Below are 17116 nucleotides of genomic sequence, written 5' to 3' on the forward strand. Positions count from 1 at the left end.
TCGTGACCTCCGAGATCGTGCTCCAGGCGTTCCGGTTCGGGTTCCTGCTGCTGCTCTGGCTGTTCATCTTCGCGGCGTTCCGGGTGGTCCGCGCCGACCTGTTCGGCGGCCGCACGGGGCGGGTCACCTCGGTCCCGCCGCGGGCGCAGGCCGGCCGCAAGCGCCGCGGGCCGCGCCACCTCGTGGTCACCGCCGGCCCGCTGTCCGGCACCCGCATCACCCTCGGGGAGCAGGCCATCCTGATCGGCCGCGCCGACGACTCGACGCTGGTGCTCACCGACGACTTCGCCTCCTCCCGGCACGCGCGGCTCACCAACCGCGGGGGCCAGTGGTACGTCGAGGACCTCGGCTCCACCAACGGCACCTACCTCGACCAGCAACGGGTCCAGGGCCCGCTGCTGGTCTCCCCCGGCCAGCCGATCCGGATCGGTCAGACCGTGCTGGAGCTCCGCTCATGACGCTCGTCCTGCGCTACGCCGCGCGCTCCGACCGCGGACTGATCCGCGGCACGAACCAGGACTCGGTCTACGCCGGTCCGCGGCTGCTCGCCGTCGCCGACGGCATGGGCGGCCACGCGGCGGGTGACGTCGCCAGCAAGGTGGTCATCGCCGCGCTGGAGCACCTCGACGACGACGCCCCCTCCGGCGACCTGCTGCAGGCGCTGCGGCAGGCGGTGTTCGAGGGCAGCGAGCACCTGCGCGAGGTGATCCGGGAGCAGCCGCAGCTGGAGGGCATGGGCACCACGCTGACCGCCGTCCTGTTCGCCGGCGGGCGGCTGGGGCTGTGCCACGTCGGTGACTCGCGCGCCTACCTGATGCGCGACGGCGAGCTCAGCCAGATCACCCACGACGACACCTTCGTGCAGACGCTGATCGACGACGGCCGGATCACCGAGGAGGAGGCCAACAGCCACCCGCAGCGCTCGCTGCTGCTGCGGGCCCTCAACGGCCAGGACGTCGAGCCGGACCTGTCGATGCGCGACGCCCGCGCCGGGGACCGCTACATGCTCTGCTCCGACGGGCTGTCCGGGGTGGTCAGCTTCGAGACGCTGGCCCAGGCGCTGCGCGACCCCGATCCGCAGGCGACCGCGGACCGGCTGATCGAGCTCGCGCTGCGCAGCGGCGGCCCGGACAACATCACCTGCATCGTCGCCGACGTCGTCGAGGACGACGGCCGCGTCTCCATCGAGCCGGTCGTGGACGGCGCCGCCGGTGACAACGCCGGCCAGCGGCAGGTCGACCCCGGATCGGCGGCCGGGCGAGCCGCACTGGCCGGCCCCGCGGCCGCCGCCCCGTCGGCGACCGCCGCCACCGTCTCCCCGCCGGAGCACCACCGCCGTCCCCTGCGCACCGCGCTCGTGGTGGTGGCCGCGGCCGCGCTCGTGGGCGCCGCCGCGATCGGCGCCTACGCCTTCGTGCTCGGCCACTGGTTCGTCGGCGTCGCCGAGACCGACGACGGGGAGCGGGTGGCGGTCTTCCAGGGCCTGAACACCTCCATCGTCGGGCTCGAGCTGTACCGCCTGGACCAGGCCACCGCGATGGCCACCACCGACCTGACCCAGGCCGCGCGCAACCGCGTGGCCGGCGGCATCACCGCCGACGACCGGGACGACGCCGAGCGGATCCTGGACAACCTCCGCGCCCAGCAGCTGCCGGTCTGCCGCACGGCCTCCAGCACCGCCTCCCCCAGCAGCGCCGCCCCCACGACCGACGGCGCCCAGCCGACCAGCACCGACGCGCCGCCGGCCACCGGGTCGGCGCCGCCGTCCACCCCGACGACGACGGGGCAGTCCCGCTCCGATGAGCCGGGAGTGGACTGCCGGGAGGCCGACTAGTGGTCACGCCCGGACCGGGGACCGACCCCCGGGCGTCCGCGGCGGGCAGCGGGCCCGTGCCGACCCGGCGCGGCACCGAGCTGGTGCTGCTCGGGTTCGCGGTGGTGATCACCATGGCCGCCCAGTGCATCGTCGACATCACCATGACCGGGTCGCTGACCAGCGAGGTGGCCACCTTCGGCGCCTGGTTCACCGCCCTGTGGCTGGTCGCGCACGTCCTGGTGCGCCGGTTCGCGCCCTACGCCGACCCGCTGCTGCTGCCCTGCGTCGCGGTGCTGGTCGGCCTGGGGCTGTCGATGATCCACCGGCTGGACATGGCGGGGAACCAGCTCGGGAGCAACGGCAGCGGGGAGGACGCCCCCGTCCAGCTGCTCTGGGCGACCGTCGGGCTCGGGTTGTTCACCGCCGTCCTGGTGGTGGTCCGCGACCACCGGGTGCTGGCCCGCTTCGCCTACACCCTGGCCCTGGTCGGTCTCGTGCTGCTGGCGATCCCCGCGGTGCTGCCCGCCTCGATCTCCGAGGTCTACGGCGCCAAGCTGTGGATCCGGGTGGCCGGCTTCTCCATCCAGCCCGGTGAGTTCGCCAAGATCTGCCTGATCGTCTTCTTCGCCGCGTACCTGGTCGACAAGCGGGACGTGCTCGCGCTGGCCAGCCGCAAGGTCGCCGGGCTGGAACTCCCCCGCGGCCGCGACCTCGGCCCGGTGCTCGTCGCCTGGGCCGCCTCCATCCTGGTGCTGGTCTTCGAGCGGGACCTGGGCAGCTCGCTGCTGCTGTTCGGCATCTTCGTGGTGATGCTCTACGTCGCCACCGAGCGGGCGAGCTGGCTGATCATCGGCCTGCTGCTGTTCAGCGGCGGCGCGTTCGTCGCCTACCAGCTCTTCGGCCACGTGCGGGTGCGGGTGGACACCTGGCTGGACCCGTTCGCCTACGCCGACGAGGGCGGCTACCAGATCGTCCAGTCGCTGTTCGGCCTGGGCACCGGCGGCCTGTTCGGCGCGGGGCTCGGCGGTGGCCGGCCGGACCAGGTCCCGGTGGCCAAGAGCGACTTCATCGCCTCGGCGATCGGTGAGGAGCTGGGGCTCTTCGGCCTGGTCGCGGTGATCGTGCTGTACCTGGTGCTGGTCGAGCGGGGCCTGCGGACCTCCCTCGTCGTGCGCGACGGCTTCGGCAAGCTGCTGGCAGCGGGGTTGTCCTTCGCCGTCGCGTGGCAGGTGTTCGTCGTCCTGGGCGGGGTGACCGGCCTGCTCCCGCTGACCGGTCTCACCACGCCGTTCCTGGCCTACGGCGGCTCCTCGCTGGTGGCCAACTTCGGCCTGGTCGCGCTGCTGGTCCGGATCAGCGACGCCGCCCGCCGGCCCACCGCGCCCCCAGCGCCGACGCCGCCGAAGCTGACCGACGCCCCGACCGAGGTCGTGCGCCCGTGAACGCCCCGCTGCGCAAGGTCGCGATCAGCGTCCTGGTCCTGTTCACGCTGCTGATCATCAACGTCAACATCATCCAGGTGGTCCGGGCGGACTCCCTGCGCGAGAACCCGCGGAACACCCGGATCCTCGCCGAGGAGTACGACCGCGAGCGCGGGGCGATCGTCGTCGACGGCAACGAGGTCGCCTCCTCGGTGCCCACCGACGACTCCCTCACCTACCTGCGGCAGTACCCGCAGGGACCGGTGTTCGCCCCGGTCACCGGCTACTACTCGGTGATCTACGGCAACACCGGGATCGAGCGGGCGGAGAGCGACGTCCTCGCCGGCACCGACGACCGGCTGTGGGTCCGCCGGCTCGCCGACCTCTTCACCGGGCGCGACCCCTCCGGCGGCAACGTGCAGCTGACCCTGGACGGCGCGACGCAGCAGGTGGCCATGGGCGCCCTCGACGGCCTCACCGGCGCCGTGGTGGCGCTGGAACCGTCCACGGGGAGGGTGCTCGCGCTGGCCAGCACGCCGACCTTCGACCCGGCGCAGCTGTCCAGCCACGACCCGGCCGCGATCCGCGCCTACCGGGAGTCGCTGGACGACGACCAGCTCACCAACCAGGCGATCAGCGAGCGCTACCCGCCGGGCTCGATCTTCAAGGTCATCGTGTCCGCCGCCGCGCTGTCATCCGGCGACTACGCGCCCGACACGGTGGTGCCCGCGCCGCAGGAGCTCACGCTGCCCAACACGAACACCACGCTGAGCAACTTCGGCGACTCCGCCTGCGACCCCAGCGGCCAGCAGTCGCTCAACGACGCGCTGACGATCTCCTGCAACACCGCCTTCGCCCAGCTCGGCATCGACCTCGGCGAGGAGCAGGTCCGCGAGATGGCCGAGGCGTTCGGGCTCGACGACGAGGGCTTCGAGATGCCGCTGCCGGTCGCCGGCAGCACGGTCGGGGACATCGCGACCGCCGCCGAGCTCGGCGTCGCCTCGATCGGCCAGCAGAACGTCGTGGTCACGCCTCTGCAGGCGGCGATGATCGCCGCCGCCGTCGCCAACGACGGCGCGCTGATGCGGCCCTACCTGGTCGACTCGGTGCAGGCCCCCGACCTCACGGTGGTCGACCAGACCGACCCGGAGGAGATGAGCCGGCCGGTCTCCCGCGAGGTCGCCGACCAGCTCACCGCGATGATGACCAGCGTCGTCGAGAACGGCTCCGGCCGGCGGGCGCAGATCAGCGGCGTCGAGGTCGCCGGCAAGACCGGGACGGCGGAGAACGCCGGCCCCGACCACAACTGGTTCATCGGCTTCACCCCCGCCGACGACCCGCAGATCGCCGTCGCCGTCTTCGTCCGCAACGGCGGGGGCACCGGTGGCGACCTCTCCGCGCCCATCGCCCGCCAGGTGATGGAGGCCTACCTGGGCCAGGGTGGCGGCTGATGGCGGTCCACATCGGGACCGTGCTCGCCGACCGCTTCGAGGTCACGGCCCCCATCGCCACCGGCGGCATGGGCGAGGTCTGGCGCGGCCGCGACCGCACCCTGGGCCGGGCCGTGGCGATCAAGGTGCTGCGCAGCGAGTACACCGGCGACTCGAGCTTCCTCATCCGGTTCCGGAACGAGGCGCGCCACACCGCCGCCCTCTCGCACCCGAACATCGCCTCGGTCTACGACTACGGCGAGACCGTGGTCGACGGGCACCGGCTGGCCTACCTGGTGATGGAGCTGGTCGAGGGCAAGCCCCTGGTGACGATCCTCGCCGAGCACGGCCGGCTCACCCCGGCGCAGACCCTCGACGTGCTCGCCCAGGCCGGCGACGGGCTGTCCGCGGCCCACGCCGCCGGGATGGTCCACCGGGACATCAAGCCCGGCAACCTGCTGGTGCGCCCCGACGGCGTGGTGAAGCTGACCGACTTCGGCATCGCCTACGCCCGCGACGCCGCCCCGCTGACCCGCACCGGCATGGTGGTCGGCACCGCGCAGTACCTCTCCCCCGAGCAGGCCCAGGGCTTCGTCGTCACCGCCGCCTCGGACGTGTACTCACTCGGCGTCCTCGGCTACGAGTGCGTCGCCGGGACCCGCCCGTTCGACGGGGAGTCCCAGGTCGCGATCGCCCTGGCGCAGATCAACCGGCCGCCCCCGCCGATGCCGGCCGACGTGCCGGCCCCGGTCAAGGCGCTCATCGAGCGGGCGCTGGCCAAGGACCCCGCCGCCCGGTTCCCCGACGGCGGCGCCTTCGCCGCCGCGGTCCGGCAGGTGGCGGCCGGGGGAGCCGCGCCCCCGCCGACGGCGGTGACCACGGCACTGACCTCCGCCGACGCCGCCACGAGCATGCTCGCGACCGGGACGCTGCGCGCGGAGCCGGGCACCGCTCCGCGCACCATGCCACCGCTGCAGGGGCCGCCGACCGGCGGCGACGGCGGCGACGGTGCCGGTCCCGGCGGCTGGGACGGCGGCGGCGACGCCGACCGGGCCGCCTCCCGGCGGCGGATGCTGTGGGTGGCCGGCGCGCTGGCGGTGCTCCTGGTCCTGGCCGGCACCGCGTGGGCCCTGCTGTCCGGGGGCGAGGACCCGGACGCCGGGGACACCGCCGGCCCCGGGTCGGCCACCAGTGCCGCCCCGACGGAGTCGGCGAGCACGAACTCCACCGGCGGCATCGAGTTCGACGTCGCCGGCTACGTCGGCCAGGACGTCGACGAGGTCGCCGAGCAGCTCGAGGGGCTGGGCCTGCAGGTCGACCCCGAGGAGGCCGGCGACGAGCAGCTCGCCGCGGTCGGCCGGCCGCTCGGCGAGGACACGGTGGTCACCGCCGACCCGGCGTCGGGCACGCTCGCCCAGGGCCAGGAGATCGTCCTGTTCTTCACCCCGGACGGCTACACGCCGCCCGGGGAGGAGACGGAGGACGCCGAGCCCACGACGGAGGCTCCGGCCACCACTGCAGCGCCCACCGAGGCCGAGAGCAGCGCGCCGCCGACCTCGGTCGCACCCCCGTCGACGTCCTCGAGCTCGGCGTCGACGAGCTCCAGCTCCCGGCCGCCCCCTGAGACGTCGAGCGCGCCGCCGCCCTCGCCCTCGACCCAGTCCTCAGCCCCCACGACGTCGCCGAGCGCGGAGGCCGACGAGCAGGCCGGTGTGGGGAAGGCGGTCGTCCTGCACCCCTCGGGTACCCCATGACACACGCGCCCCGCCCCCTCCGCGTCGCGCCGGGACAGCTGCCGCCAGCGATTAGGCTCCCCGACGGCGCGGCGTACGCCCTCGTGCGCCCGCCGGCCGGCCGGCCGGCCCAGCTGTACCGCACCGCCCGAGAGGACCCCCGATGACCAGCCCGCAGGTGCTCGGCGAGCGCTACGAGATCGGTGGGGTGCTCGGCCGCGGCGGCATGGCGGAGGTGCACCTCGGCCGGGACCTGCGGCTCGGCCGCGAGGTCGCGGTCAAGGTGCTGCGCCAGGACCTGGCCCGCGACCCGTCGTCCCAGGTGCGGTTCCGCCGGGAGGCCCAGGCGGCCGCCTCGCTGAACCACCCGGCCATCGTGGCCGTCTACGACACGGGCGAGGACCGCGGCCCCACCGGGGCCACCCCGTACATCGTCATGGAGTACGTGGAGGGCGAGACCCTCCGCGACGTGCTGCGCCGCTCGGGCCGGCTGTCCGCCGAGCGCGCCATGGAGCTGACCGCGGACATCTGCGCGGCGCTGGACTTCAGCCACCGCAACGGCATCGTGCACCGCGACGTGAAGCCCGGGAACGTGATGATCACGCCCCAGGGGACGGTCAAGGTGATGGACTTCGGCATCGCGCGCGCCGTCTCCGACTCGGCCGCGACGATGACCTCCACCGCCGCGGTGATCGGCACCGCCCAGTACCTGTCCCCCGAGCAGGCCCGCGGGGAGAGCGTCGACGCGCGCTCGGACGTCTACTCCGCCGGGTGCCTGCTGTACGAGCTGGTCACCGGCACCCCGCCGTTCACCGGGGACTCCCCTGTCTCCGTCGCCTACCAGCACGTCCGCGAGGACCCGAGGACGCCGTCCTCGCTGAACCCGGAGATCCCCCCGGAGCTGGACGCCATCCTGCTCAAGGCGATGAGCAAGAACCCGGCCAACCGGTACCAGTCCGCCGCCGACATGCGCGCCGACCTGCTGCGCGCCCTCGCCGGCCAGCGGGTCGAGGCGACGCCGGTGATGAGCGACGCCGAGAAGACCACGGTCATCGGCGGCGCCGCCTTCCCCGCCACCCGGTACGCCGACCAGGCCTGGGACGGCGAGGACGACGAGGACGCCCGGAGGAAGAAGCGGAACCGGCTGATCGCCCTGGTCGCCGCGGCCGTGGTGCTGATCGCCGCGGCCGTCGGCATCGCCCTGACGCTGTCCGAGGGCGGTGACGTGCCGCCGGAGACGGCGCAGGTCGCCGTGCCGGCGGTGGTGGGGGAGAGCGAGGCGGACGCCCGGGCCGCGATCACCGGTGCCGGGCTGGTCGTGGGCACGGTGTCGCAGGAGACGAGCACCGAGGCGGAGCGGGGGCTGGTGCTCAGCTCCGACCCGGCGGCCGGCGTCCAGGTCGACGAGCAGACCGCGGTGGCGCTGGTCATCGGGTCGGGTCCGAACACCCTGGCCGTCCCGAACGTGATCGGCCTGGAGCAGGACGAGGCGATCGACCAGCTGGAGACCGCCGGCTTCACCGGCAGCACCAGCACCGACCAGGTCGACTCGCTGGAGCCCGAGGGCACGGTCGTGTCGATCGACCCCGCCGAGGGGACGGCCGCCGCGCCGGACGCCTCCTTCCGGCTGGGCATCTCCACCGGCACGATCTCCCTGCCGGACGTCGGTGGTCTCACCGAGGCCGCCGCCCGCCAGGAGCTGATCGCCGCGGGGCTGGACAACGCGCTCATCGTCGCCCAGCAGGTGGAGCGGGACGACGTCCCCCAGGGCACCGTGGTGGGCACCGAGCCGGGCGCCGGGTCGTCGGTGGCGGCCGGTGACGAGGTCACCCTGCTGGTCGCCGTCCCGGTCCCCGGCGAGCCGACGCCGACGACGACGGCTCCGCCCACGAGCGAGCCGTCCACCACCGCCCCGCCGACGGCACCCAGCCCGACGGACTGATGAAGGACCCCGTCCTCCTCACCCCTCGCAAGCTCGGGGCGAGCCTCTGGACGGGGCCGTCGACGCTCGGCGCGGGCCCCTGGAGGGTGGCCTCTAGAGGGTTGCCACGGTGAGCCGCCGGACGGTGGCGGCGGCCGCCTCCACGACGGCCGGCTCGGGCGCCACGCCGCAGGCGGCGAGCCAGTTGGCCAGCAGCTGGTGCCCGCCCTCGGTGAGCACCGACTCGGGGTGGAACTGCACGCCCTCGATCGGCAGCTCCCGGTGGCGCAGCGCCATCACGATGCCCGACGGCGTCCGGCCGGTGACCTCCAGCTCGGCGGGCACGCTGTCGGACTCGACCGCCAGCGAGTGGTAGCGGGTCGCGGTGAAGGGGGAGGGCAGCCCGGTGAGCACCCCCACGCCGTCGTGCACGACCTGGCTGGTCTTGCCGTGCAGCAGCTCCGGCGCGCGGCCGACGACGCCCCCGAACGCCTCCGCGATCGCCTGGTGCCCCAGGCAGACGCCGAGCACGGGCAACCCGGCGTCGGCGGCGGCCCGCACCATCGGCACGGTCACGCCGGCGTCGGTCGGGGTGCCCGGGCCCGGGGACAGCAGGACGCCGGCCACGTCGAGGTCCGCCAGCTCGGCGACGGTGACCGCGTCGTTGCGCCGGACCACGCTCGGCACGCCCAGCTGACCCAGGTACTGGACGAGGTTGTAGACGAAGCTGTCGAAGTTGTCGACGACCAGCACCGGTCGAGCCGCCGGCTCCCTGTCGGTACGCACGCCCCAGGTGTACACGCCGGGCGCCGTCCCCGGCCGCCCGGCCCCTCCGCTATCGGACGGCCGAGGCGTACCGCATGGCCGGGGTGCCCTCGTAGGCCGGCAGCTCCACCCGGGACTCGTCGGCCACGTCGTAGGTGAGGCCGTACTCGTCGGCGGCCTGGGCCAGCAGCCGCACGTCCGGTGAGGCGGCCAGCTGCTGGCGCATCTGCCGCGGGTCGCCGATGGCCGTCACCACGAACGGCGGCGAGTACGTGCGCCCCTGCAGCAGGAGGGTGTTGCCGACGCAGCGGACGGCGCTGGTCGTGATCAGCCGCCGGCCCATGATGGCCACGCCCTCCGCCCCCGCCGCCCACAGCGCGTTCACCACGCCCTGGACGTCGGACTGGTGGATCACCACGTCGTCCCCGGTCGCGCCGCTGGGCAGCCCACCGCCGGGCTGCCGCGGTGCGTCGTCCAGGACCACCTCGACCCCCGTGCCGGTGAGCGGGGTCAGGCCCGCCGCGGTCAGCCCGGCGCCGGCCTGCGCCTGGACCTCGGCCACCTCACCGTCGCGGGACGCGGCCACGTCGGTGAGCAGGTCGATCTGCTGCTGCAACCGGGCCAGCTCGGCCTGCTGCCGGGCGACGGCCTGCTCGCGCTGGTCGATGAGCGTGGACAGCTGGGAGCTCTCCCCGGCGCGGAGGTCGGTGCCCTGGGCGGTCTGCCCGGAGGTGGCGAACAGCAGGCCGGCGGCGAGGGCCACCACGGGCACGAGGGCCGTCCACACGGTGAGGCGCCGCGGCGGGGCCATGCTCCGTCCTCCTGCCTGCCGGGGGTCCGGCGGGGGACGCCGGGCCCCGGGCAGGGGAGGCGCGCCGCCGGCCGAACCGGTCCTGTCCCCTGGGCAGCTTAGGCTGGAGGCAGTACACGCCGGAGGCGACAGGCCCCGGCCCGGGAGGGAGTCCGCAGGTGCCGAAGTCCAAGGTGCGCAAGAAGTCGGTGTACACGCCGCCGGAGGGCGTGCTCCCCTCCAGCACGGCCCGGGCCCGTACCGCGGCGCCCAGCCCGCGCTGGTACGCGCCGGTCATGGTCACGCTCATGCTGCTCGGCCTGTTGTGGATCGTGGTGTTCTACGTCGCCGGCGACCGGATCGGGTTCCTGACCGCCCTCGGGCCCTGGAACTTCCTGATCGGCTTCGGCGTGATGGTGGCCGGCCTGGTCATGTCGATGCGCTGGCGCTGACCGCGCCGGCCACCCGACGGCCCTCGTCCCCCTGGGGACGGGGGCCGTCGTCGTTCCCGCGGCTGCGGCACGGGCAGGCGGCCGCCCGCAGGAGTCGACTCGGCACCCGTCCCCGGACTCCACCCGGCGTCCGATCCGGCCCGCACCGGACTGTGCACAGCGGCGACGGCCGTCCACAGGCCCCCGGACCGCCCGTCCACCGGGTTGTCCACGACATGTGGAGTCCGCACGCTCCCGCAGGCCCCGCTGACCTGCGGGAACACCTGCCGTGTGACAGGTGGTGCAGGAACGGCAGGGGGGTAACTACATCCGTGGAAGTCCGTCCCCAGCTGTGTACACACCTGTGGGAAGAAGTGGACGGAGCGCCGGGCCGGGGGGCGGCGGCGGGCCCTACTACCCCTTTGCCGTCGGCGCAAACAGCGAGCGTGACGGGCCGTTCCTGGGCGTGTTGTCGACATCCCGACCCGGTTCCCGGCCCCGGCCGCGACCGGTGGACCGCGCTGGGGAAGAGCACAGCCCCCGTCCGGGCGGACGGGGGCTGTGGACGGAGGACGGACCGCCCCGGTGTCAGCCGGGGAGCAGCTCCAGCAGCGTGGCGTTCGCCGTGCCGCCGCCCTCGCACATCGTCTGGAGGCCGTAGCGGGTGCCGGTCGCCTGCATGTGGTGCACCAGCGTGGTCATCAGCCGGGCACCGGCGGCGCCCAGCGGGTGCCCGAGCGCGATCGCGCCGCCGAGCGGGTTGAGCGCCTCGTCCGGGACGCCGATCTCCCGCTGCCAGGCCAGCGGCACCGAAGCGAACGCCTCGTTCACCTCGAAGGCGCCGATCTCGGCCAGCGGCACCCGGGCCCGGTCCAGCAGCTTGCGGGTCGCCGGGATGGGCGCGGTCAGCATGACCACCGGGTCGTCGCCGGCCACCACGGTCGTGTGCACCCGGACCAGCGGGCGGAGACCGAGCTCGCGCGCCCGCTCGGAGGTGGTGACCAGCAGGGCCGCGGCGCCGTCGGAGATCTGGCTGGCGTTGCCGGCGCTGACCACGCCGTCGGTCTGGAACGGTGTCCGCAGCGCCGCGAGCGTCTCGAGCGTGCCGCCGACGCGGACCCCCTCGTCGGCGGTCACGACCGTGCCCTCCGGCGTCCGGACCGGGACCACTTGCGCGTCGAAGGCGCCGTCGGCCTGCGCCTTGGCGGCGCGGTCGTGCGAGCGCAGCGCGTACTCGTCGAGCTGCGTGCGGCTGAGGCCCCACCGCGCCGCGATCATCTCCGCCCCGGTGCCCTGGTGCGGCTCGACGCCGTCGTACCGGGCGAGGAAGGCCGGACCCAGCGGGCGCCCGGTCGAGCCGTCGCCGACGGGAGAGCCCATCGGCACCCGGCTCATCGACTCCACCCCGCCGGCCACCACCACGTCGGCCTGGCCGCTCGCCACGGCCGCGGCGGCGAAGGCCACCGCCTGCTGGGACGAGCCGCACTGCCGGTCGATGGTGGTGCCGGGCACAGACTCCGGCCAGCCGGCCGCCAGCACGGCCACCCGGCCGATGTTGCCGCTCTGCTCGCCGACCTGGCTCACGCACCCCCAGATCACGTCGTCGACGACCGCCGGGTCGACGCCCGCGCGCTCGGCCAGCGCCGCGAGGACGACGGCGGAGAGGTCGGCGGGGTGCACGCCGGCCAGCCCTCCGCCGCGCCGGCCCACCGGGGTGCGGACGGCGGCGCAGATGACGGCATCGCGCATGGGCTCTCCTCGTGTCGACGCGGACCCGCACCGGAGGACCGCTCCGGTGCCCGCGATGCTAGGCGGTGCCCACCTGCTGGGAAGCTGACGCCGTGCAGTGGTCCCCCCGGGTGGGCGAGACGGTCGCGACGGCGGTCGTCGGGCTCGCGCTCGCCCTCGCCGTCCTGCTCGTCGACCCGCTGGGCCGGGTCCTGCTCGGCGGAGCCGCGCTGGTGGCGCTCGCCCTGGCCGCCCGGGACGCCGTCCTGCGGCCGCGCGTGCGCGCCGACGCGGCCGGGGTGACCGTGCGCGCGCTGGGCGGGGCACGGACGATCCCCTGGCCCGCGCTGCGGGCCCGGCTGCGCGAGCAGCGGCGCTGGGGGGTGCGGTCCCGGACGCTGGAGCTGGAGGACACCCGCGACGACGCGGTCCTCGTCGTGCTCGGCCGGCGCGACCTGGGTCAGGACCCCGGGATCGTGGCCGAGGCCCTGCAGGCGGCCGGGGCCGGCTGACCGGGGTCAGCCGAGCCCGGAGTAGACCAGGACGAGCAGGACGACGGAGAGCGCCGCGATCCCGGAGATGGCCAGCGGGCGCTGCCGCCGGGCGGCGACCAGGACGCCGGTCGCCGCGGCGCCGGCCACCAGGCCGCCCACGTGCCCGGCCAGGGAGACCCCCGGCAGGAAGCTGATCAGCAGGTTCACCGCGAGCAGGGTCAGCAGCCCGCGCAGCTCCTGCCGCTGGTGGAGGAGCACGACACCGAGGGCACCCATCAGCCCGTAGATGGCCGTGGAGGCGCCGGCCACCTGGCCGAACGGCACCTCGAACAGCTGCACCGACGCCGCGCCGCCCAGCACCGACACCAGGTAGACGGTCAGGAAGCGGGCCCGGCCGAGCGTCCGCTCGAGCTCGGAGCCGAAGACCAGCAGGGCCAGCATGTTCAGCGCCAGGTGCAGGAGCCCGTAGTGCAGGAAGGCCGCCGTCAGCGGCCGCCACCACTGGCCCGCGTCGACGAGGACCGGGACCTGGGCCAGCTCCTGGAACAGCCGGGAGGACCAGTTGTCCAGCGGGGTGCGGCCGCCCAGGACGGCGAGCCCCGCGGTGAGCAGGAACAGCGCCACGTTGAGCGCGATGAGGGACAGCGTGACCGGCCCCCAGCGGCGCCCGGCCCGGCGGACCGCGGCCCGGCGGCTGGGCCGGCGCACGCCGGCGTTGCCGGCCCGGACGTCGTCCGGGCACTGGAAGCCGACCGCGGCCGGGTTCATGCAGTCCGGGCAGATCGGCCGGCCGCAGCGCACGCAGCGGACGCCGGTGGGCCGGTCCGGGTGCCGGTAGCAGGTGGACACCGGGGGCGCCGGCTGCGGTTCACCCGCGCCGGCACCCCCGGGGACGTCGGGCGGATTCAGCTGCGCTGCACCTCGACGGACTCGATGACGACGTCCTCGACGGGCTTGTCGCCGCGGGCGGTGCGGACGTTGGCGATCGCGTCGACGACCCGGCGGCTCTCCTCGTCGGCGACCTCACCGAAGATCGTGTGCTTCCGGTTGAGGTGCGGGGTGTTCGCGACGGTGATGAAGAACTGCGAGCCGTTGGTGCCCGGGCCGGCGTTGGCCATGGCCAGCAGGTAGGGCTTGGTGAACGCCAGCTCGGGGTGGAACTCGTCGCCGAACTGGTAGCCGGGACCACCGAAGCCCTGCCCCAGCGGGTCGCCACCCTGGATCATGAAACCGTTGATGACCCGGTGGAAGATCGTCCCGTCGTAGAGCGGGTCGGTGCTCTTCGCGCCGGTGGAGGGGTGGGTCCACTCGCGGCGGCCCTCGGCGAGGTCCGCGAAGTTCGCGACCGTCTTGGGCGCGTGGTCGGGGAACAGGTCGATGGTGATGTCGCCGTGGTTGGTGTGCAGGACGGCACGCCGGGCGGCGGAGGTCGAGTCGGTCACGGCACCACTCTCCCACTCACCGCCCGGCCGCGACCCGGGGGTGCCTCAGCGCGTGCAGGCGGCCGAGAGCTCCCCGTGGTACGCGAGCACCAGCGGGGTGCCCGTGCACACGATGCTGCGGCCGGGCTCGCCCGCCACCGCGCCGGCACCGGCGCCGCCCATCGGCGACTCGGCGGCGAGGAGGGACTCGAGGAAGCCCGGACCGACCATCCGGTCCACGCGGGTGCCGTCGGGGTCGGCGCCGTTCATCTCGGCGGCGTAGCGGTACGCCTCCTCGCGGCCGAGCACCCGGTCGACCAGGCCACGGTCGACGGCGGTGTTGCCGTCGAACACGAAGGCACCCAGCTCGTCGACGATCGTCTGCGCCGGGATGCCCCGCGCCTGGGAGACCCAGCTGACGAACTCCCCGTACTCGCGGTCCAGACCGGCTCCCAGGACCGCGCGCTCCTCCGGCGTCATGTCGCGGTAGGGGTTGCCGAAGTCCTTGCCGCGCCCCCGGCTGAGGTACTCCTCGGTGACGCCGCCCTCGGTGGTCACGCCCGGCTCCAGCAGGGAGCCCGGGATGCCGGTGACGTCCCGGAAGCGCTGGAACGGGCCCATGATCACGCCGATGCTGCCGACGAGGCTCCCGTGGTCGGCCACGATCTGGTCGGCGCCGGCCATGGCGTACATCCCGCCCGAGGCCGACATGCCCTGCACGTAGGCCATCACCTGGTTGCCGGTGCGCTTCTGGTAGCGCTCGACGGCGTCGGCGATGGCGCGGGAGCCGTAGATGGTGCCACCCGGGGTGTTGAGCTCCAGGATGAGCCCGTCGGCGTCCTCGGCCTCCAGCCCGTCGATGGTCTCGGCGACGTCGTAGCCGTAGGTCGCGCCACCGAAGGGGACGCCGTCGCTCTCGCCGCCCAGGATGACGCCGGTGACCGGGACGGCGACCAGCCGGTCCGGCGCGTCCGCCGCACCCCACACGGTCTCGGTCGTCGGCCCGCTGGGCACGCTGTCGCCGGCCGCCGAGGTCAGCCCGACCAGAGCCAGCACCATCACCACCGCAAGTCCGAGAGCGAGCACGGCCAGCACCACACCGGCGCCCAGGCTCGCCCCGAAACCGAGCGCGAACCCGCGCTTGAACGAGCCGCGTTCACGGACCGGAGGTGCCGGTACCGGCCGCCAGGCAGGCGGCGGCACGTCGGAGGCCGGCACTGGCGGCGGGGACGCACCGGAGGCCGGCGGCCGGGGTGCGTCGGAGGCCGGCGGCCGGGGTGCGTCGGAGGCCGGCGGCTGGGGTGCGTCGGGTGCCGGCGGCGGCGTGCTCATCGGGGTCCTTCCAGAGCTCAGGACAGGTCACGGGACAGCGAGGCCGCGACGATATCCGTGGGCGCCGACAGCGGTCCGTTCCCGCGCCGCGACGTCCCCACCACGTGACCATCCCGCTGCGCCGGGACCACGGGTCGCGCGCCGGCAGGCCGGGGTCGACGGTGGGTGGAGACGATGGGTGGAGACGAGGGGAATCGAACCCCTAACCCCCGCCTTGCAAAGGCGGTGCTCTGCCAATTGAGCTACGTCCCCGGACGGGCGCGGGAGCCGCGCCCGCGGGTTCAGGAGGCCCGGGGGGTGCTGACCGCGCCCGGGCCGCTGGTCGCCTCGGCCCACAGGTCGGCGTCGCCCTTGCCGGCCACGCGCTTGCGGACCGCGATCACGGCGCTGGCAGCGATCGCTGCCACCGCCAGCTTCTTCAGCACGCGGAACCTCCTCGGACGGGTGGTCACCGCCGCTCGGGTGACCGCTGCGGGTGAGCGGCGTCGGGCCCGGTAGCTGACTACCGGGCCCGGCCGCTGGTGCACGGTGGGCCTGGGAGGACTTGAACCTCCGGCCTCATCCTTATCAGGGATGCGCTCTAACCGCCTGAGCTACAGGCCCGTGGACCTCGATCAGCGTACCTGGTGCCCGTCCCGCCCCGGAGAGGCCCCCCTGCAGGGTCGCTCGATCAGTCCCGCTCGGCGAGCGTGACCTCCAGGCCACCCACGAGGTCCGAGCACAGGTTGTAGACGAACGCCGTCACGGTGCACAGCGCCGTCAGCAGCACGATGTTCACCGCGCCGATGACCGCCGCCCCGCCGAAGACGGTGCCCGCGCTGACGAGCTCGCCGCTGGGGCCCTCCTCGCCGCTGGCACTGCGCAGCTGGCCGAACAGGTCGTTGATCGAGTCGAACACGCCCAGCCCGTTGAGCACGCCGTAGAGGATGCCCACGGCGACCATCCACACGAAGAACAGGGCGATCGACAGCACCAGGGAGATCTTCAGCGCCGACCAGGTGTCGATGTGGCGCAGCTGGAGCCGAGCGCGGCGCGGACCGCGCGCGGCGCCCTTCGGCTTCCCGCCGGCCGCAGCCGCACCCGCGGGGCGCGACGCCGGGCTCTCGGCCGCACCCGCGGGGCGCGACGCCGGGCTCTCGGCCGCACCCGCGGGACGGGACGCCGGGCTCTCGACCGCCCGGGACTGGCCGGTGGCCGGCGGTGCGGCGGCCGGCGGCAGGGTGACCGCCTGGGTGGCCTCGACCGGCACGGACCCGGCAGCCGGGACGCCGCCGCGCGCCGTCCCGACCCCGCCTCCGGCGGGTGCCTTGGACGCCTTGCCGGCGGAGGTCTGGGCGGCCTTGCCCGCGGGCGTGGCCTTCGCCGGGGTCTGAGAGGTCCCCGCCGGCGCCTGGGTGGCCTCCGCCGGGGCCTGGCCGGCCTTGTCCGCCGGGCCCTCGGTGGGCTTCACCTCCGGCGCGGGCTCCGGGGCCTGTGCGGCCGGGGACTTCTCCGCAGGCGTCGACGTGACCGGGACCTGCCCGGACGGCGGCTGCGCGACCGGGGTCCGCGCGGACAGCGTGCCGCCCCCCGCACCGACCGCCGTGCTGCCCTTCCGCTCCCCGTCGGTGGCCGGCTGCGCGCCGGCCGCCGGGACCGCGCCCGACGGCACCTCGTCGGGCGCGCCGGCCCCTGCACGAGGCTCGGTACGCACCGAACTGCGCGCCCGGTCGCTCATCCCAGTCTCCTGTCCCCCTGCGGCTCCCGCCGCGTCGCTGCGCCCATCGGGACCGTCGTGGAGCGGAGGACGGCCGACCGGTCATTGCCCTGGTGATGGCCCGGGCCGGAGCGGGGA

At 74.8% G+C, this 17116-nt stretch carries 16 protein-coding genes and 2 tRNA genes; 8 read left to right on the forward strand and 10 right to left on the reverse strand.

From position 1 onward, the window contains the following. Positions 1 to 2: 2 nt before the first annotated feature. The 6 genes from HL189_RS19760 (at position 3) to pknB (ending at position 8342) form a co-directional block, all read left to right on the forward strand. Positions 3 to 458, forward strand: coding sequence for an FHA domain-containing protein (locus HL189_RS19760; protein WP_369135437.1), 456 nt, complete (start codon positions 3 to 5; stop codon positions 456 to 458). Beyond that, positions 455 to 1834: a PP2C family serine/threonine-protein phosphatase gene (locus HL189_RS19765; RefSeq protein WP_369135438.1), complete on the forward strand. Its 1380-nt coding sequence runs from the start codon at positions 455 to 457 to the stop codon at positions 1832 to 1834. Before HL189_RS19760 ends, HL189_RS19765 begins: the two co-directional genes overlap by 4 nt. Positions 1835 to 1890: 56 nt before the next feature. Next, positions 1891 to 3258: an FtsW/RodA/SpoVE family cell cycle protein gene (locus tag HL189_RS19770; RefSeq protein ID WP_369135439.1), complete on the forward strand. Its 1368-nt coding sequence runs from the start codon at positions 1891 to 1893 to the stop codon at positions 3256 to 3258. Next, entirely contained in the window at positions 3255 to 4688 is a 1434-nt protein-coding gene (locus HL189_RS19775; protein WP_369135440.1) for a peptidoglycan D,D-transpeptidase FtsI family protein, read from the forward strand. The genes HL189_RS19770 and HL189_RS19775 overlap by 4 nt, the downstream gene beginning before the upstream one ends. Continuing rightward, on the forward strand, positions 4688 to 6421 hold the full coding sequence (locus tag HL189_RS19780) for a protein kinase (protein ID WP_369135441.1): 1734 nt from the start codon (positions 4688 to 4690) through the stop codon (positions 6419 to 6421). The genes HL189_RS19775 and HL189_RS19780 overlap by 1 nt, the downstream gene beginning before the upstream one ends. Before the next feature lie 142 nt (positions 6422 to 6563). Continuing rightward, a complete protein-coding gene (gene pknB / locus HL189_RS19785) occupies positions 6564 to 8342 on the forward strand; it encodes a Stk1 family PASTA domain-containing Ser/Thr kinase (protein ID WP_369135442.1) in 1779 nt (592 codons plus the stop codon). Positions 8343 to 8435: 93 nt separating this feature from the next. On the opposite strand, the gene HL189_RS19790 is transcribed toward pknB, so the two are convergent. Both HL189_RS19790 and HL189_RS19795 read right to left on the reverse strand, forming a co-directional pair. Further along, positions 8436 to 9107, reverse strand: a complete 672-nt coding sequence (locus HL189_RS19790) for an aminodeoxychorismate/anthranilate synthase component II (protein WP_369135443.1) — start codon at positions 9105 to 9107, stop codon at positions 8436 to 8438. A gap of 49 nt (positions 9108 to 9156) precedes the next feature. Further along, positions 9157 to 9897, reverse strand: a complete 741-nt coding sequence (locus HL189_RS19795; protein ID WP_369135444.1) for a DUF881 domain-containing protein — start codon at positions 9895 to 9897, stop codon at positions 9157 to 9159. Positions 9898 to 10055: 158 nt separating this feature from the next. On the opposite strand from HL189_RS19795, the gene crgA reads away from it, so the two are divergent. Further along, entirely contained in the window at positions 10056 to 10328 is a 273-nt protein-coding gene (gene crgA / locus HL189_RS19800) for a cell division protein CrgA (protein WP_369135445.1), read from the forward strand. Between the two features lie 567 nt (positions 10329 to 10895). Here the strand turns inward: crgA and HL189_RS19805 are convergent. Further along, positions 10896 to 12056, reverse strand: a complete 1161-nt coding sequence (locus HL189_RS19805; protein ID WP_369135446.1) for an acetyl-CoA C-acyltransferase — start codon at positions 12054 to 12056, stop codon at positions 10896 to 10898. A 92-nt stretch (positions 12057 to 12148) separates the two neighbouring features. On the opposite strand from HL189_RS19805, the gene HL189_RS19810 reads away from it, so the two are divergent. After that, on the forward strand, positions 12149 to 12547 hold the full coding sequence (locus HL189_RS19810) for a PH domain-containing protein (RefSeq protein WP_369135447.1): 399 nt from the start codon (positions 12149 to 12151) through the stop codon (positions 12545 to 12547). Between the two features lie 6 nt (positions 12548 to 12553). Here HL189_RS19810 and HL189_RS19815 read toward each other — a convergent pair whose 3' ends face one another. The 7 genes from HL189_RS19815 to HL189_RS19845 form a co-directional block, all read right to left on the reverse strand. Further along, entirely contained in the window at positions 12554 to 13378 is an 825-nt protein-coding gene (locus HL189_RS19815) for a rhomboid family intramembrane serine protease (protein ID WP_369135448.1), read from the reverse strand. A 56-nt stretch (positions 13379 to 13434) separates the two neighbouring features. Then, positions 13435 to 13971, reverse strand: coding sequence for a peptidylprolyl isomerase (locus HL189_RS19820; RefSeq protein ID WP_369135449.1), 537 nt, complete (start codon positions 13969 to 13971; stop codon positions 13435 to 13437). Between the two features lie 45 nt (positions 13972 to 14016). Continuing rightward, a complete protein-coding gene (locus HL189_RS19825; RefSeq protein WP_369135450.1) occupies positions 14017 to 15036 on the reverse strand; it encodes a S49 family peptidase in 1020 nt (339 codons plus the stop codon). Positions 15037 to 15461: 425 nt separating this feature from the next. Continuing rightward, positions 15462 to 15534, reverse strand: a tRNA-Ala gene (locus HL189_RS19830). Between the two features lie 29 nt (positions 15535 to 15563). Then, positions 15564 to 15707, reverse strand: a complete 144-nt coding sequence (locus HL189_RS19835; RefSeq protein WP_369135451.1) for a DLW-39 family protein — start codon at positions 15705 to 15707, stop codon at positions 15564 to 15566. Positions 15708 to 15811: 104 nt separating this feature from the next. Further along, positions 15812 to 15885: transfer RNA gene (locus tag HL189_RS19840), tRNA-Ile, on the reverse strand. Positions 15886 to 15952: 67 nt separating this feature from the next. After that, positions 15953 to 16999 (reverse strand): DUF3566 domain-containing protein, encoded by a 1047-nt coding sequence (locus HL189_RS19845; RefSeq protein ID WP_369135452.1) that lies wholly within the window; start codon positions 16997 to 16999, stop codon positions 15953 to 15955. Between the last annotated feature and the right edge of the window lie 117 nt (positions 17000 to 17116).

It is taken from the genome of Modestobacter sp. I12A-02662 (genome assembly GCF_041028325.1).
Classification (GTDB): domain Bacteria; phylum Actinomycetota; class Actinomycetes; order Mycobacteriales; family Geodermatophilaceae; genus Modestobacter.

What these genes read in the sequence shown, in the direction of transcription:
- HL189_RS19765 (WP_369135438.1), top strand. Translation starts at nt 455, where the DNA reads ATGACGCTCGTCCTGCGCTACGCCGCGCGCTCCGACCGCGGACTGATC.
- HL189_RS19780 (WP_369135441.1), top strand. Translation starts at nt 4,688, where the DNA reads ATGGCGGTCCACATCGGGACCGTGCTCGCCGACCGCTTCGAGGTCACG.
- pknB (WP_369135442.1), top strand. Translation starts at nt 6,564, where the DNA reads ATGACCAGCCCGCAGGTGCTCGGCGAGCGCTACGAGATCGGTGGGGTG.
- HL189_RS19795 (WP_369135444.1), bottom strand. Translation starts at nt 9,897, where the DNA reads ATGGCCCCGCCGCGGCGCCTCACCGTGTGGACGGCCCTCGTGCCCGTG.
- HL189_RS19805 (WP_369135446.1), bottom strand. Translation starts at nt 12,056, where the DNA reads ATGCGCGATGCCGTCATCTGCGCCGCCGTCCGCACCCCGGTGGGCCGG.
- HL189_RS19845 (WP_369135452.1), bottom strand. Translation starts at nt 16,999, where the DNA reads ATGAGCGACCGGGCGCGCAGTTCGGTGCGTACCGAGCCTCGTGCAGGG.